Source organism: Streptomyces sp. NPDC058955, assembly GCF_042741435.1.
GTDB lineage: Bacteria > Actinomycetota > Actinomycetes > Streptomycetales > Streptomycetaceae > Streptomyces.
Genome location: NZ_JBHYKM010000164.1, coordinates 1 through 13,316, shown reverse-complemented (window position 1 = coordinate 13,316; position 13,316 = coordinate 1). Strand labels below are relative to the sequence as shown.

At 75.5% G+C, this 13,316-nt stretch carries 12 protein-coding genes; 7 read left to right on the top strand and 5 right to left on the bottom strand.

What is annotated here, in order from left to right:
- Nucleotides 1-130: 130 nt before the first annotated feature.
- Nucleotides 131-1,135 (bottom strand): zinc-dependent alcohol dehydrogenase family protein, encoded by a 1,005-nt coding sequence (locus ACFW1I_RS35630; protein WP_384677792.1) that lies wholly within the window; start codon nt 1,133-1,135, stop codon nt 131-133.
- A 114-nt stretch (nt 1,136-1,249) separates the two neighbouring features.
- Between ACFW1I_RS35630 and ACFW1I_RS35625 the strand changes: the two genes are divergently transcribed.
- The 3 genes from ACFW1I_RS35625 to ACFW1I_RS35615 all read left to right on the top strand — a co-directional run bounded on the left by ACFW1I_RS35625 (nt 1,250) and on the right by ACFW1I_RS35615 (nt 4,201).
- The gene (locus ACFW1I_RS35625) at nt 1,250-2,296 is read left to right on the top strand and encodes an AraC family transcriptional regulator (protein ID WP_384677790.1); all 1,047 of its coding nucleotides are present in this window, start codon (nt 1,250-1,252) and stop codon (nt 2,294-2,296) included.
- Nucleotides 2,297-2,336: 40 nt separating this feature from the next.
- Nucleotides 2,337-3,050 (top strand): DsbA family oxidoreductase, encoded by a 714-nt coding sequence (locus tag ACFW1I_RS35620; protein ID WP_384677789.1) that lies wholly within the window; start codon nt 2,337-2,339, stop codon nt 3,048-3,050.
- A gap of 92 nt (nt 3,051-3,142) precedes the next feature.
- Entirely contained in the window at nt 3,143-4,201 is a 1,059-nt protein-coding gene (locus ACFW1I_RS35615) for an aminotransferase class V-fold PLP-dependent enzyme (RefSeq protein ID WP_384677787.1), read from the top strand.
- A gap of 37 nt (nt 4,202-4,238) precedes the next feature.
- Here ACFW1I_RS35615 and ACFW1I_RS35610 read toward each other — a convergent pair whose 3' ends face one another.
- Nucleotides 4,239-4,742 carry a MarR family winged helix-turn-helix transcriptional regulator gene (locus tag ACFW1I_RS35610; protein WP_384677785.1) on the bottom strand — a complete coding sequence of 168 codons (504 nt, stop codon included), beginning with the start codon at nt 4,740-4,742 and terminating at the stop codon, nt 4,239-4,241.
- A 136-nt stretch (nt 4,743-4,878) separates the two neighbouring features.
- Here ACFW1I_RS35610 and ACFW1I_RS35605 point away from each other — a divergent pair, with 136 nt between their 5' ends.
- The gene (locus ACFW1I_RS35605; protein WP_384677783.1) at nt 4,879-5,949 is read left to right on the top strand and encodes an alkene reductase; all 1,071 of its coding nucleotides are present in this window, start codon (nt 4,879-4,881) and stop codon (nt 5,947-5,949) included.
- A gap of 110 nt (nt 5,950-6,059) precedes the next feature.
- Here ACFW1I_RS35605 and ACFW1I_RS35600 read toward each other — a convergent pair whose 3' ends face one another.
- Nucleotides 6,060-7,157: a pyridoxal-phosphate-dependent aminotransferase family protein gene (locus ACFW1I_RS35600; protein ID WP_384677794.1), complete on the bottom strand. Its 1,098-nt coding sequence runs from the start codon at nt 7,155-7,157 to the stop codon at nt 6,060-6,062.
- Between the two features lie 86 nt (nt 7,158-7,243).
- Here ACFW1I_RS35600 and ACFW1I_RS35595 point away from each other — a divergent pair, with 86 nt between their 5' ends.
- Nucleotides 7,244-8,329: an amidohydrolase family protein gene (locus ACFW1I_RS35595; RefSeq protein ID WP_384677781.1), complete on the top strand. Its 1,086-nt coding sequence runs from the start codon at nt 7,244-7,246 to the stop codon at nt 8,327-8,329.
- Nucleotides 8,330-8,366: 37 nt separating this feature from the next.
- Here the strand turns inward: ACFW1I_RS35595 and ACFW1I_RS35590 are convergent, their stop codons facing one another.
- Both ACFW1I_RS35590 and ACFW1I_RS35585 read right to left on the bottom strand, forming a co-directional pair.
- The gene (locus ACFW1I_RS35590) at nt 8,367-8,933 is read right to left on the bottom strand and encodes a GNAT family N-acetyltransferase (protein WP_384677779.1); all 567 of its coding nucleotides are present in this window, start codon (nt 8,931-8,933) and stop codon (nt 8,367-8,369) included.
- Nucleotides 8,930-11,080, bottom strand: coding sequence for a penicillin acylase family protein (locus ACFW1I_RS35585; RefSeq protein ID WP_384677777.1), 2,151 nt, complete (start codon nt 11,078-11,080; stop codon nt 8,930-8,932). Before ACFW1I_RS35585 ends, ACFW1I_RS35590 begins: the two co-directional genes overlap by 4 nt.
- A 103-nt stretch (nt 11,081-11,183) precedes the next feature.
- Here ACFW1I_RS35585 and ACFW1I_RS35580 point away from each other — a divergent pair, with 103 nt between their 5' ends.
- Together ACFW1I_RS35580 and ACFW1I_RS35575 are read left to right on the top strand one after the other, a co-directional pair.
- Nucleotides 11,184-11,903: a siderophore-interacting protein gene (locus ACFW1I_RS35580; protein ID WP_384677775.1), complete on the top strand. Its 720-nt coding sequence runs from the start codon at nt 11,184-11,186 to the stop codon at nt 11,901-11,903.
- Between the two features lie 322 nt (nt 11,904-12,225).
- Nucleotides 12,226-13,263 (top strand): SCO1860 family LAETG-anchored protein, encoded by a 1,038-nt coding sequence (locus tag ACFW1I_RS35575; RefSeq protein WP_384677773.1) that lies wholly within the window; start codon nt 12,226-12,228, stop codon nt 13,261-13,263.
- Nucleotides 13,264-13,316 lie beyond the last annotated feature (53 nt).

Below are 13,316 nucleotides of genomic sequence, written 5' to 3'. Positions count from 1 at the left end.
GGCGCCGCCCCCCCCCCACCACCCCCCCCCGCCCGCGCGGCCGCGCGGGGCGGCGCGCCCCGCCCCCCCCCGGGGGGGGGCCGGGGCCGCCCCCCCCCCGCCGGCCCCCCCCCGGGGGCCCCCCCCCGCCTCAGTGCCGCACCCGCACCACGATCTTCCCGGTGTGGGTGTTCGACTCCATCAGCCGGTGCGCGTCGCCGATCCGCTCCAGACCGTCGAAGACCTCGGCGACCACCGGCGCCAGGGAGCCGTCCCGCAACCCCGAGCCGATGAACCCGGCGGCCAGCCTGCGCCCCTCCTCGGTCCTGGCCAGCGCCCCGTTCGCGTACGTGTGCAGGGTCTGCGGCCAGTTCTTCGACAGCTCCACCGGCCGCGGGTCCAGCCAGCCGTAGAGCACCGCCGTCCCGCCGGGCCGCAGCGCGTCCCCGAGCCGGGCGAACCCCGGCCCGCCGATCGCGTCGAAGACCAGGTCCGCGCCGGCCCCGCCGGTGATCCGCCGCACCTCCTCGACCAGGTCCTCCGTCTCCGTCACCACCACGTGCGCCGCCCCCAGCTCCAGGAGCCGCTTCCGCTTCGCCTCCCCGCGCGTGACGGCCACTGGCACCGCCCCCACCCGCAGCGCCGTCTGGATCGCGGCCGTGCCCACCCCGCTCGACGCGCCGGTGATCACCACGTGGTCGCCGGGCCGCAGCCCGCCGGTCAGCACCATCCCGCCGTACGCGGTGAAGTACGTCAGCCAGACCGCCGCGCCCGTCACCGCGTCCACCCCGGCCGGCCGGGCCACCAGGTACTCCTCCGGCAGCACCACCCGCTCCGCGTGCACGCCGTACGTCCCGAACTCGAAGTTGGCCGCCGCCAGCACCGGATCACCGGGCGCGAAGGCGGTCACCCCCTCGCCGACCGCCTCGACCGTGCCCGCCGCCTCGTACCCGAGCCGCGAACCCGGCAGCCGCGCCGGGTAGTAGTAGGTGCCCTCCCGGAACAGCGCCTCCGCGCGGTTGAGGCCGATCGCCTCGACCCGGACCCGCACCTCGCCGGGGCCCGGCGCCGGCAGCGGCACCTCCTCGACGGTCAGCACCTCGGGGCCGCCGAGCTCGTGGAACAGGACCGCCCTCGTCGTCATCTCGTTTCCCATGTCCTCGACCGTAGGAGCGGACCGGGAGACGATCCATGTCCCTCTCGCTCACCGCCATGTCCGATCGTCTCGCCGTCCGGTCCGGCCCGTGAGGACAGGCGCTAGCGTGCCGCCATGGACGTACTGAGCGACGCCATCGCCGTCATGCGCACCGGACGCCCGCACTCCTCGCGGACGGTCCGCTTCGCCCCCTGGGGCTTCCGCTTCCCGCCCAGCAAGGGCGCCGGCTTCCACGTGGTCCTCCAGGGCACCGCCTGGCTCCTCCCGCCCGACGACACCGCACCCCTCCGGCTCGGCCCCGGCGACGTCGTCCTGCTCGCCCACGGCACCGGCCACGGCCTCGCCGACCGGCCCGACACCCCGCTCACCGACGCCGCCCCCGCCCCCGACGGCTCCTGGCCCACCCCGCCCGACCGCGGCCCGATCGGCCTCACGGACACCCTGCTGCTGTGCGGGGCCTACCAGCTCGACCGGAACCGCGCCCACCCGCTCCTCACCGAACTGCCCCCCTACGTCCACGTCCCCGCCCGGGTCGGCGCCCACCCCGGGCTGCGCGCCGCCATCGACCTGCTCGGCGCCGAACTGTCCGAGCCCCGGCCCGGATCCGACGCCCTCGTCCCCGCCCTCCTCGACACCCTGCTGGTCTACCTGCTGCGCACCTGGTGGCTCGCCGAGCGGGCCGACCGCTCCACCGGCTGGTCCGCCGCGCTGAGCGACCCGGCCGTCGCCCGCGCCCTGCGCGCCGTGCACGCCGACCCGGCAAGGCCCTGGACCGTCGAGGAGCTGGGGGCGCTCGGCGGGCTCTCCCGGGCCGCGTTCGCCCGCCGCTTCACCGCCCTGGTGGGCCGCTCCCCGCTCGCGTACCTCACCTGGTGGCGGATGACCACGGCCGGCCGGCTGCTGCGCACCGGCGACCTGCCGCTGCGGGCGGTCGCCCAGCGGGCCGGCTACACCTCCGAGTTCTCCTTCGCCAAGGCGTTCAAGCGGGAGTACGGGACGGCTCCCGGCCAGTACCGGAAGGGCGTCGCCGGGGGCGAAGCGGAAGGGGCGGGACAGCCCGCGGCGGCCGGGCCGCTCCGGGCTCCCGCCCCGTGCTCCGGCTCACATCCCGGGCGGAAGCGGAATGAAATCCGGGTCGGCGGGCGTTCGGACGAGGACTGACCCCGTCCGCCCCCCCGTACACCCCCGGAGAAGAAGAACCATGCGCGTAGAGATCTGGTCGGACATCGCCTGTCCCTGGTGCTACATCGGCAAGGCCCGGTTCGAGAAGGGTCTCGCCGCCTTCGCCCACCGCGACGACGTCGAGGTCGTGCACCGGTCCTTCGAGCTGGACCCGCACCGCGCCAAGGGCGACACCGGGCCCGTCCTGGAGATGCTGGCGAAGAAGTACGGGCGGACGCTCGACGAGGCGCGGGCCATGGAGGCGCACGTCGCGTCCAACGCGCACGCCGAGGGCCTGGAGTACCGGACCGACGGCCGCGACCACGGCAACACCTTCGACATCCACCGGCTGCTGCACCTCGCCCGGGAGCGCGGCCGGCAGAACGAGCTCCTCGACCTCGCCTACCGGGCGAACTTCGCCGAGGAGCGGTCCGTCTTCGACGACGAGACCCTGATCGCCCTCGCCGTGGAGGCCGGGCTCGACGAGGCCGAGGCGCGCGCCGTCCTCGCCGACGGGACCGCCTACGCCGATGCGGTCCGGGACGACGAGCGCGAGGCCGCCGAACTCGGCGCCACCGGCGTGCCGTTCTTCGTCCTCGACCGCCGCTACGGCGTCTCCGGCGGGCAGCCCGCCGAGGTCTTCACCCAGGCCCTGGAGCAGGCGTGGCAGGGCCGCGTCCTGCAGCCGGTCGCCGTCGCCGGCGACGCGGAGGCGTGCGGCCCGGACGGCTGCGAGGTCCCGCAGCGCGGCTGACCCCTGCCGACCTGCGCGGATAAGAGCCGCTTGGGGGCGCTCCATGATCGACGGCCATTGACGGGTGGTCGCGCGGAGCCCACGCTGGGGCCATGGACTCCCTCGATCAGCCGCTCGGCGGCGCCGAGTTCGCCCCCACGCGGACCTATCTGAACACCTCCGCCTGCGGCCTGCTGCCACGCCGTACCGTCGAGGCGGTCACGCTCCTCGCGCGGGAGACCGCGGACGGGCGGGCCGGCGGCGCCGGCAGCTTCGACGTCGTCGACGAGGCCCGCGCCGCCTACGCCCGGCTCGCCGGGGTCGCGCCCGAGCGGGTCGCGGTGGGCAGCTCGGTCGCCGTGCACTCCGGGATGATCGCCCAGTCGATGCCGTCCGGCGCCGAGATCCTCTTCCCCGAGGGCGACTTCTCCTCCCTCGTCACGCCCTTCACCATCCGCGGCGACCTGAAGGTCCGCTTCGTCCCGCTGGAGCGGCTCGCCGGGTCCGTCCGCCCGGAGACCGCGCTGGTGGGCCTCTCCGCCGTGCAGTCGGCGGACGGGCGGACCGCCGACCTCGCCGCCGTCCGGGCCGCCGCGGCCGCCCACGGGGCCCGCACCCTGCTCGACGCCACCCAGTCCGCGGGCTGGCTGCCGCTGGCGGCGGGGGAGTGGGACTACACGGTCGCCGGCGCCTACAAGTACCTGCTCTGCCCGCGCGGCACCTCCTTCCTCACCGTCACCGAGGAGGCGCAGGACAGCCTGCTCGCCATCCACGCGGGCTGGGTCACCGGCGAGGAGCGGTGGGTCAACAGCTACGGCCCGGTGCGCGAACTCGCCCGCTCCGCCCGCCGGTTCGACGAGCCCGCCGCCTTCTTCTCGTACCACGGCGCGGCCGCCTCGCTGGCGCTCCTGGAGGAGATCGGCGTCGAGCGGATCGAGGCCCACGACAAGGGGCTCGCCGCCCGCTTCCGCGCCGGGCTGCTCTCCCTCGGTCACCGGCCGGTCATGGACGACTCCACGGTCGTCGCCGTGCCGGGCCTCGGTCACCGCGCGGAGGCGCTGGAGGCCGCGGGCGTCCTGCTGTCGGCCCGGGCGGGCCATCTGCGGGCCTCGTTCCACCTGTACAACACGGCGGCGGACGTCGACCGGGCCCTGGACGTCCTCGCGGGCTGAGCCGTCCTTCCCCTGGGGGGCCGTGCGCGCCGGCCCCTCAGCAGGTGATCGGCGGGCAGTCGCCCGCGTCGCCCGCCTCCGCGCGCAGGTTGTCCGCCAGGACGCCGAGGAGGCGGGCCAGTTCGGCCCGCTCGGCCGGGGCGAGCCCGGCCAGCGAGCTCTCCTCCAGGTCGGCCCAGGCGCCCTCGACCCCGGCCCGCAGCGCCTGCCCCCGCTCGGTGGCCTCGACCAGGACCGCCCGCCGGTCGGCGGGGTCGGGGGAGCGGCGCACGTGTCCGCACTGTTCGAGCCGCTGGAGCATCTTCGTCACCGTCGACGGGTCGAGCCCGAGCGACTGGATCAGCTCCGACTGGCGGACCGCCCCGCAGTCCCACAGCCGCATCATCATCAGCTCCTGGCCCGGGTAGAGGCCGAGCTCGCGCAGGCGGCGCCCCATCGCTATCCGGTGAGTCCGGGAGACCCGGGCGAGGGTGTGCCCGACGGGCCCACCGCGCGCGGCGGACGGCAGTTCCTCGGTACAGGCGGGTTCGACTGCGGTCATCGGGGGCTCCTCGGGGCGGCTCTTCACCCCCCAGGTTACCGGTGGCCCGCATTTTTGCTTGGCTGGCCAATGAATGGGTTACAGTGGCGGCGGGCCAAATAGTTGGCCGACCACATATTGTTTCCGGGAGACCGCCATGACCACCGCATTCGACCCCGTGGACCTCGCAGGCATCCGCCTCGCCAACCGGATCGCCATGGCCCCCATGACCCGCAGCCGCGCGAACGGCCAGGACCGCACCCCGCCGGCGATCGTCGCCGAGTACTACGCCCAGCGCGCCTCCGCGGGCCTGATCATCAGCGAGGGCATCCAGCCCGTCGCCGAAGGCCAGGGCTACCCCAACACCCCCGGACTCCACAGCCGCGAGCAGATCGCCGCCTGGCGCGAGGTCACCGACGCCGTCCACGAGCGCGGCGGCCGGATCTTCGCCCAGCTCATGCACTCCGGCCGGATCGGCCACCCCGACCTCCTCGACGGCGACCTCCACCCCGTCGGCCCCTCGCCCGTCGCCGCCGCCGGCCAGGTCTACACCCATGAGGGCCCCAAGGACTTCGTCACCCCCCGCGAGCTCACCGGCGACCAGGTCCACGAGGCGGTCGCCGGCTTCGCCGCCGCCGCCCGCAACGCCGTCGAGGCCGGCTTCGACGGCGTCGAGATCCACGGCGCCAACGGCTACCTGATCCAGCAGTTCCTCGCCTCCGGCTCCAACCACCGCACCGACGAGTGGGGCGGCTCCGTCGAGAACCGCATCCGCTTCGCCGTCGAGGTCGTCAAGGCCGTCGCCGCCGAGATCGGCCCCGACCGCACCGGCCTGCGCATCTCCCCGGCCAACACCCTCAACGACATCAGCGAGACCGACACCGACGAGCTCTACGCTCGGCTGCTCACCGCGATCGAGCCGGTCGGCATCGCCTACCTCCACGTCCTGGAGACCGGCCCGGAGCGCCGCCCGCTCGTCCTCGACCTGCGCAAGCGCTTCGCCGGCACCTTCATCCTCAACCCGTCCACCGGCGCCGACCCGACCGGCGCCGAGTCCCTGGCCCTGATCGAGGACGGCACCACCGACCTCGTCGCCTACGGCAGGCTCTTCATCTCCAACCCCGACCTGCCCGCCCGCCTGAAGACCGACGGCCCCTACGCCACCCCGGACCCCGCCACCATGTACGCAGGCGGCCCCCAGGGCTACATCGACTACCCCGCGCTGTAGGCCGCGGGCAGGGCCCGGCGCGCGGGGGGGGGGGGGGGGGCGGCCCGCCCCCCCGCGGGCGAGCCCCCCCCGCCCACCCCCCCCCCCCCCATTCCGCGTACCGCACACCGCTACCAGGCCGCCGTGACCGCCCGGCGCGCGCCCTCCAGGTCCACCGTCCGGCCCGCCTCGCCGAGCACCGCGCCCAGCGCGGCCAGCGACGACTGCACCGCGTTCGGCGTCGCGTCCGCCCCGTAGTGGTTGACCCGGACCATCTCCTTCGCCAGCGCCCCGCCGCCCGCGATCAGCGGCAGCGACGGGTCCGCCGCCAGCGCCTTCGCCACCAGCTCGGAGGCGTCGAGATCCGCCGGGACCCGCAGCGTCGTCGCCACCGGCGCCGCGTCCCCCGCCTCGTACACGTACGGCTCCAGACCGCCGCCGAGCGCCACCGCGCCCGCGCGGGTCGCCGCGGCGGCCGAGGCGTGCCGGGCCATCAGCGCGTCCAGGCCCTCCGCCTCGATCCGCTCCACGCACGCCTCCAGGGCCAGCATCTCCAGCTGCGCCGGGGCGTGCAGCAGCGCCTTGCGGCCGCCGTCGATCCAGCGCTCCTTCCAGTCCAGGAGGGAGAGGTAGGAGCGGCGCGGCGCGGCCGGGTTGGCGGCGAACCGCTCCCACGCCCGCTCGCTCACCGACACCGCGGAGACGCCCGCCGGGCCGCCCATCGCCTTCTGCGCGCCGATGATGCACATGTCGACGCCCCAGGCGTCCGGCAGCACCGGCTCGGCGCCGATCGAGGCGACCGCGTCCAGGTAGAAGAGCGCGCCGTGGGCGCGGACGACCTCGCCGATCTCCGCGACCGGGTTGGTGTTGCCGGTGGCGGCCTCCGCGTGCACCAGCGAGACGAAGTCGATCTCCGGGTGCTCGGCGAGCGCCCGCTCCACCTGCTCGGCGGTGACCGCGGTGTGGAAGGGCACGGCCAGGTCGACCACGGTCGCCCCGCAGTCGCGCAGCCAGTTGCCGAAGGTCTGTCCGTACGGACCGGTGACCACGTTCAGCGCGGTCGAACCGGCCCGGGCCCCGCTGCGGATGCACCCCTCCAGGGGCAGCAGCGCCTCGCCCTGGGTGATCACCACGTCCTGCTCGGTGGAGAGCAGCGCGGCGACCCGCCGCTCGATGGACGCGAAGTGCGCGGCGGTCATCGGGGCCAGGTCGAGCAGCGGATGTGTCACGGTCACGGTGGTGCCTTCTCGGGTCGGTGGTACGGCCGGAGCCAGCGTACGCCCACCGGTTCCGCCGCCCCTCGTACAGTGCAGGCATGAGCGATCACGAGGTGTTGCACGTGAAGGGGCGGGTGCTCGTCGGCCCGGAGGACGTACGGGACGAACTCTGGTGCGTCGACGGGCGGATCACCTTCGAGCGGCCGGCGGCGGAGGCGGTCGTCGTCGAGGGCTGGGCGCTGCCCGGCCTGGTCGACGCCCACTGCCACGTCGGACTCGACCGGCACGGCCCCGTCGACGAGGCCACCGCCGAGAAGCAGGCCCTCACCGACCGGGACGCCGGCACCCTGCTGATCCGGGACGCCGGTTCGCCCTCCGACACCCGGTGGATCGACGAGCGGGAGGACCTGCCGAAGATCATCCGGGCCGGCCGGCACATCGCCCGCACCCGCCGCTACATCCGCAACTACGCCCACGAGATCGAGCCCGCCGACCTGGTGGAGTACGTGGGCCGGGAGGCCCGGCGCGGCGACGGCTGGGTCAAGCTGGTCGGCGACTGGATCGACCGCGAGGTCGGCGACCTGGCGCCGTCCTGGCCGCGCCCCGAGGTCGAGGCGGCCATCGCGGAGGCGCACCGGCTCGGCGCCCGGGTCACCGCCCACTGCTTCGCCGAGGACTCGCTGCGCGATCTGGTCGAGGCGGGCATCGACTGCGTCGAGCACGCCACCGGCCTGACCGAGGAGACCATCCCGCTCTTCGCGGAGCGCGGGGTCGCGATCGTCCCGACCCTGGTGAACATCGCGACCTTCCCGCACCTCGCGGACGGCGGCGAGGCCAAGTTCCCCCGCTGGTCGGCCCATATGCGCCGGCTGCACGAGCGCCGGTACGACACCGTCCGCGCCGCCTGGGACGCGGGCGTGCCGGTCTTCGTCGGCACCGACGCGGGCGGCTCCCTCGCCCACGGCCTGGTCGCCGAGGAGGTCGAGGAGCTGACGAAGGCCGGCATCCCGCCGCTCGACGCCCTCTCGGCCACCACCTGGGGGGCCAGGGCCTGGCTCGGCCGCCCCGCCCTGGAGGAGGGCGCCCCCGCCGACCTGGTCGTCTACGGCCAGGACCCGCGCGCGGACGTCCGCGCGCTGGCGGCGCCGCGCCGGGTCGTGGTCAACGGCCGGATCATCGCCTGAGAACCCTCGGGCGCCCGCCGGCCCGCACGGGCGCCCGTCAGGCGGCCCGGCGGAGGAAGGCCAGCCGGGCCTTCTTCTCCGGGATGAACACCTCCGGCAGGTCCACCTCCGGCAGGACGACCTCCGGGCCCAGCTCGAAGCCGGCCCGCGCCATGCGGGCGATCGCCTTCTCGTTCGCCGCGTCCGGCTCCACCACGATCCGCACGTGGTCGCGGTGGCAGAAGGCGATCAGCGCGGAGAGCAGCCCGGCGGTGAAGCCGGGGGAGGGGGCGGCGGTCGGGGCGACGAAGAGGTGGCAGCCGATGTCGCCCTCCTCGACCTCGTAGCACTCGCTCACCCGGTCCGCCGCGGGCTCGTACGTCTGGAAGACCGACACCGGCTCCCCGTCGATCTCCACCAGGAAGCCGTGGTGGGTGGTGAGCGAGTCCAGGTGCGCGTAGACGTCCCTGACCTGCTCGACGGTGGTGCCGTTCATGCCCCAGAAGCGCGCCCGCTCCTCGTTGACCCAGGCGTGGATGAGGGCGGCGTCCGCGTCCGGGTCGATGGGCCGGACGGTGACGGTGCCGAGGCCCTCGACGGTCTGGACGTGTACGGGGGTGGTCATCCCTGCTCCTTGGTGAGGCGGTTCCAGTCGGTGGTGACGGGGGCGAGCTCGCCCCGCAGCCACAGGGGGAGTTGGTCTTCGTGGTGCGGGTCCCCGGCCACCCCGGACGCGCCGAACGGCACGATCCAGCCACTGCGTTCGCGGTCCGCGAGGTCCCACACGTACCGGGCGGCCGAGGCGCGGGCGCTGCGGTCGGTGTAGCCGGGGGCGCTGGAGGTGGAGAGCACGCAGTCGTGGTCGCCGGCGAGTCCGGGCCAGCGCGCGTCGGCCTCGTCGGAGGGGTCCGGCAGCGCCTGCCAGGGCGCCAGCCGGTGGGTGGTGCCCCAGGCGGCGGGCGGCTCGCCCGCGCCGACCTCCTCCAGCGCCTCGCGGACGATCCGGGCGGTGTCCCCGGCCGGGACCGGCCCCGACACCAGCAGCGTCTCCAGGGCGAGCCCGACCCGCGGGCCGAGGTACAGCCAGGGCCGGAACACCTCGGGGTACGGGGCCGGTTCGCGCAGCCCCGCGAAGACCTCGTGCGCGGCCAGCCGGCGCACCACCGCGCCCCGCACGGCCGCGAAGAGCCCGGCGTCGGCGCTGTCGGCCGCCATCCGCCGGTCCCAGGCGAGCAGCCGCCGCCGGACGTCCGCGGCGGCGGGGGAGAGGCTGCCGTCCCCGGCCGCGCCGTCCCCGCCCGCGCCGTCTCCGCCCGCGCCGTCTCCGGGGGCGCCTCCGCCCGCTGCCTCGACCGCGGCGAGCAGCCGGGCCGCCGCGCGGTTGTCGGTGTCGCGGTGGACGGCGGCGGTGGCCTCGGCGGTCCAGGCGTCGGAGGCGCCGAGGAGCTCGGCGATCCGGTCGGCCCGGTGCGGGGGCGCGAACTCGACGCCGAGCGGGGCGGCGATCCCCCGGGCGTTGGCCATCACCGCCCGGCCGTCCGCCACCTCGGCGCGCGGCAGCGGCGCGGGCTCCGGGCCCCAGGCGTGCGCCGGCTCCCAGGCGGGCACCGGCCGCAGGGAGTTGGCCCGGTCGCGTACGGGGACGTGCCCGGCGACCCGGTGCAGCAGCCCGCCCGCCGTGTCGGCCGCGAGCACCACGTTCACCGGCTCCACCCAGTCGTCGAGGGCGGTGTCCACCTCGGCGACGGTCCGGGCGGCGAGCAGCCGCGGCAGCGCCTCGAAGCCCAGCCGGCCGGTGACCCGGGGCACGTACCGCAGGCTCAGCCCCTCCCACTCGGCGCCGGGCCCGTCCGGCGCCTCGCCGGTGATGACCGGGCCGCGTTCGGTCTCGACCACCTCGACGGGGACCGGCTCGCCGCCGGAGACCTCGACCGTCTCGGTGTGCGCGGCGGCCGGCCGCCAGCCGTCCGGGCCGTACGCCTCCACGCCGCCGTCGGCGGTGCGCCGCAGCCGCTCCCGGTAGAGGTCCTGGTAGTCGGCCATCGCGTTGGTGATCGCCCAGGCGACCGGCCCGGTGTGCCCGAAGTGGGCGAGGCCGGGCACGCCGGGCACGGCGAGCCCGACGACGTCGTACGCGGGGCAGGCGAGCCGGATCTGCTGGTAGACGCCCGGCGCCTCGATGAAGCGGTGCGGGTCGCCGGCCACCAGGGCCGCCCCGCTCGCGGTCCGCCCGCCGGCCACCAGCCAGCCGTTGGAGCCGGCCGTGGCCGGCCCGTCGGCGGCGAACAGCTCGGTCCACTCCTCGCCCAGGCCGGTCGCCACCTGTTCGCGCCACAGTTTGGTCGGGAAGCCGGCGAAGAGGATGTGGGTGGAGAGCCAGACGGCCAGCGGCGTCCACGCCTCCCAGCGCCCGGGGGCCAGCCCGGTCGCGGCGAACTCGGGGGCGCGGCGGGCCCCTTCGGCCAGCCCGTCGTTGACGCCGTCCGCGTAGGCCCGCACCCACTCCGCGGTCTCCGGGTCGGTCTCCGCGAGCCGGGCCAGGCAGCGGCGCGCGGTGTCGGCGAGCCGGGCGCGCCGCACGAAGACGTCCCAGCCGGTCTCGGCCGCGCCGAGGAAGGCGGCCGTGGTGCCCCGGGCGCGGTGCCGCTCGACCTCCAGCTGCCAGGCGCGGTCGTGGGCGGTGACCCGGCCCTGCGCGAAGGCGAGTTCCGCGGGGTCCGCGGCGCGCAGATGGGGGACGCCGTACGCGTCCCGGTAGACCTCGATGCTCACCCGTTCCGATCCCGTCCGTGTGCTTCCAGATGTCGTTAGGTTAGGCTGACCTAAATTGATCGTCGACCCAAGGTAACCCATGGGTCGGGGGGAGGAGCACGCGGTGGGTCACGGGTGGCAGGGCGCGGTCCTGAAGCTGATGGGCGCCAAGGACTTCACGTTCACCGTCACGGGGGCCGAGCGGGTCACCGAGGACTACCGGAGGGTCCACTTCACCGACGGCGGGCTGCTCGCCGTCGCCGGGGTGCACCCCACGATGTGGGTGCGGATCTGGTTCGAGAACGCGGGCAAGCCGCACCAGCGCGGCTACACCCTGGTCGACCCCGACCCGGAGGCCGGCACCTTCAGCCTGGAGTTCGCCCTCCACGACGGCCCCGCCAGCCACTGGGCGCGCGGCTGCGCCCCCGGCGACACCGTCGAGGCCACCCTCCAGGGCACCGGCTTCGAGACCCCCGAACCCCGGCCCGAGCGGCTGCTCGTGGTCGGCGACCCGGCCTCGCTGCCGGCCGTCAACTCGCTGCTCGACGCGCACCCGGACCTCCCGGCCACCATCTGGTTCGAGACCCGGCACGCCTCCGACGAGGAGCTGCCCTTCCGCGTCGACCCGGACCGCCACGAGCTGCGCCGGGTGCCCCGGCAGCGGGCCGGCGCCGCCCTCGTCGAGCGGGTGCGGGCCGAACTGCCCGCGCTCGCCGGGCCGGAGGCGTACGTGTGGATCGCCTGCGACACCGCGACCACCCGCGCGCTCGCCGGGTACGCCCGCAAGGAGCTGGCGCTGCCCAAGGACCGGGTGCACGCGCTCGGCTACTGGCGGGCGAGCTGAACCGTTCCGCCGCCGGGCGCGATGTTGACGATCCGTGACCCCGCCGGGGCGCGGATCGTTTCTCTTTCCCGTCCGGAGCCCTGCCGTCCCCCGGACGGAGTCCCCCGTACGAAACACGCGGGGCGCCCGGGAACGGTTGTGTCGTAAAGAATCGAAAATGAACACGGAAACCCCCCTTTGGAGTGAACTCACGCCAGGCGACTGTCGGTTCACTCTCCGTGCGTAAAGATTCCGGTGTCTCAAGTCGCCGCCGCCGCTTCGACCCACCGTCCCCGTGGTGAGCGGCCGGCGACGCCATGTCTTCTGTGGGGGTTCCACCATCTTGAACAGCAACACCTTCCGCGCGCCCGTCCGCCGCAGCGCCGCCGCCGCGACCGTCGTCGCCCTCGCCGTCGGCCCCGTGCTCCTCGCGGCCCCGGCGCAGGCCACGGACGGCGAGCGCCGCGAGGGCAGGGCCGGCGCCGTCGTGCTCCGCACCGGACTCGACGTCGGCCTCCTCGGCGAGGCCGTGAAGATCCCGGTCCGCGCCTCCCTCAACGAGGTCCAGGCGCCGGAGAGCGAGAACAAGACCGCGCTCAGCGTGAAGGTGCAGGGCGCGGAGGGCGGACAGCCGATCGACATCCTCGCCGCCGACGTCGCCACCTCGACCGCCACCGTCGACGAGCGCAAGGCCGAGGGGTACGTCAACCTCGCCAAGGCCCGCGTCCACGTCCCCGGCCTGCCCTCGCTCGCCATCGTCGAGGTCGAGAAGGTCACCTCCAAGGCGGTCTGCGAGGCCGGGAAGAAGCCGGTCGCCGAGTCCAACGTCCTCGGCCACGTCCAGGCCCTCGGCAAGAAGGTCACCCTCACCGCGGGCGGCCGCACCGAGCTCGTCGTGCCCGCCGTCGGCCGGATCACGCTCGACCTCTCCCGCACCAGCACCACCACCCGCACCGCGGCCGCCACCGCCCTGGAGCTCGACGTCGAGGTCAACCCGCTCAACCTCGGCGTCGCCAAGGTCAAGGGCACCGTCACCCTCGCCGAGGCCACCTGCGAGACGCCCGACGGCCCGGCCCCGACCGAGAAGCCGACGGAGCGGCCCACCGAGCAGCCGACCCAGGAGCCCACCGAGCAGCCGACCGAGGAGCCGACGGAGCGGCCCACCGAGAAGCCGAGCGAGCAGCCCTCGCCGCGGCCCACCGAGCCGAAGGACGACGGCGGCATCACCACCAACAACGGCGGCTCCACCCCGACCCAGAACCTCGCCGAGACCGGCGGCAGCTCCGCCACCCCGTACATCGCGGGCGGCGCCCTCGCGCTCGTCCTCGCCGGCGGCGCCGCCCTCGCCCTGACCCGCTCGCGCGCCCGCGCCCGGGGCTGACGGCCCGAGGGGGACGACCCGCGGGGGACGCGTCAGGGGGACGCAGGGGGAAC

Bases quoted from the DNA above. Each gene is read 5' to 3' on its own strand.
- ACFW1I_RS35630 (WP_384677792.1), bottom strand. From the start codon at position 1,135: ATGGGAAACGAGATGACGACGAGGGCGGTCCTGTTCCACGAGCTCGGC.
- ACFW1I_RS35625 (WP_384677790.1), top strand. From the start codon at position 1,250: ATGGACGTACTGAGCGACGCCATCGCCGTCATGCGCACCGGACGCCCG.
- ACFW1I_RS35620 (WP_384677789.1), top strand. From the start codon at position 2,337: ATGCGCGTAGAGATCTGGTCGGACATCGCCTGTCCCTGGTGCTACATC.
- ACFW1I_RS35615 (WP_384677787.1), top strand. From the start codon at position 3,143: ATGGACTCCCTCGATCAGCCGCTCGGCGGCGCCGAGTTCGCCCCCACG.
- ACFW1I_RS35610 (WP_384677785.1), bottom strand. From the start codon at position 4,742: ATGACCGCAGTCGAACCCGCCTGTACCGAGGAACTGCCGTCCGCCGCG.
- ACFW1I_RS35605 (WP_384677783.1), top strand. From the start codon at position 4,879: ATGACCACCGCATTCGACCCCGTGGACCTCGCAGGCATCCGCCTCGCC.
- ACFW1I_RS35595 (WP_384677781.1), top strand. From the start codon at position 7,244: ATGAGCGATCACGAGGTGTTGCACGTGAAGGGGCGGGTGCTCGTCGGC.
- ACFW1I_RS35590 (WP_384677779.1), bottom strand. From the start codon at position 8,933: ATGACCACCCCCGTACACGTCCAGACCGTCGAGGGCCTCGGCACCGTC.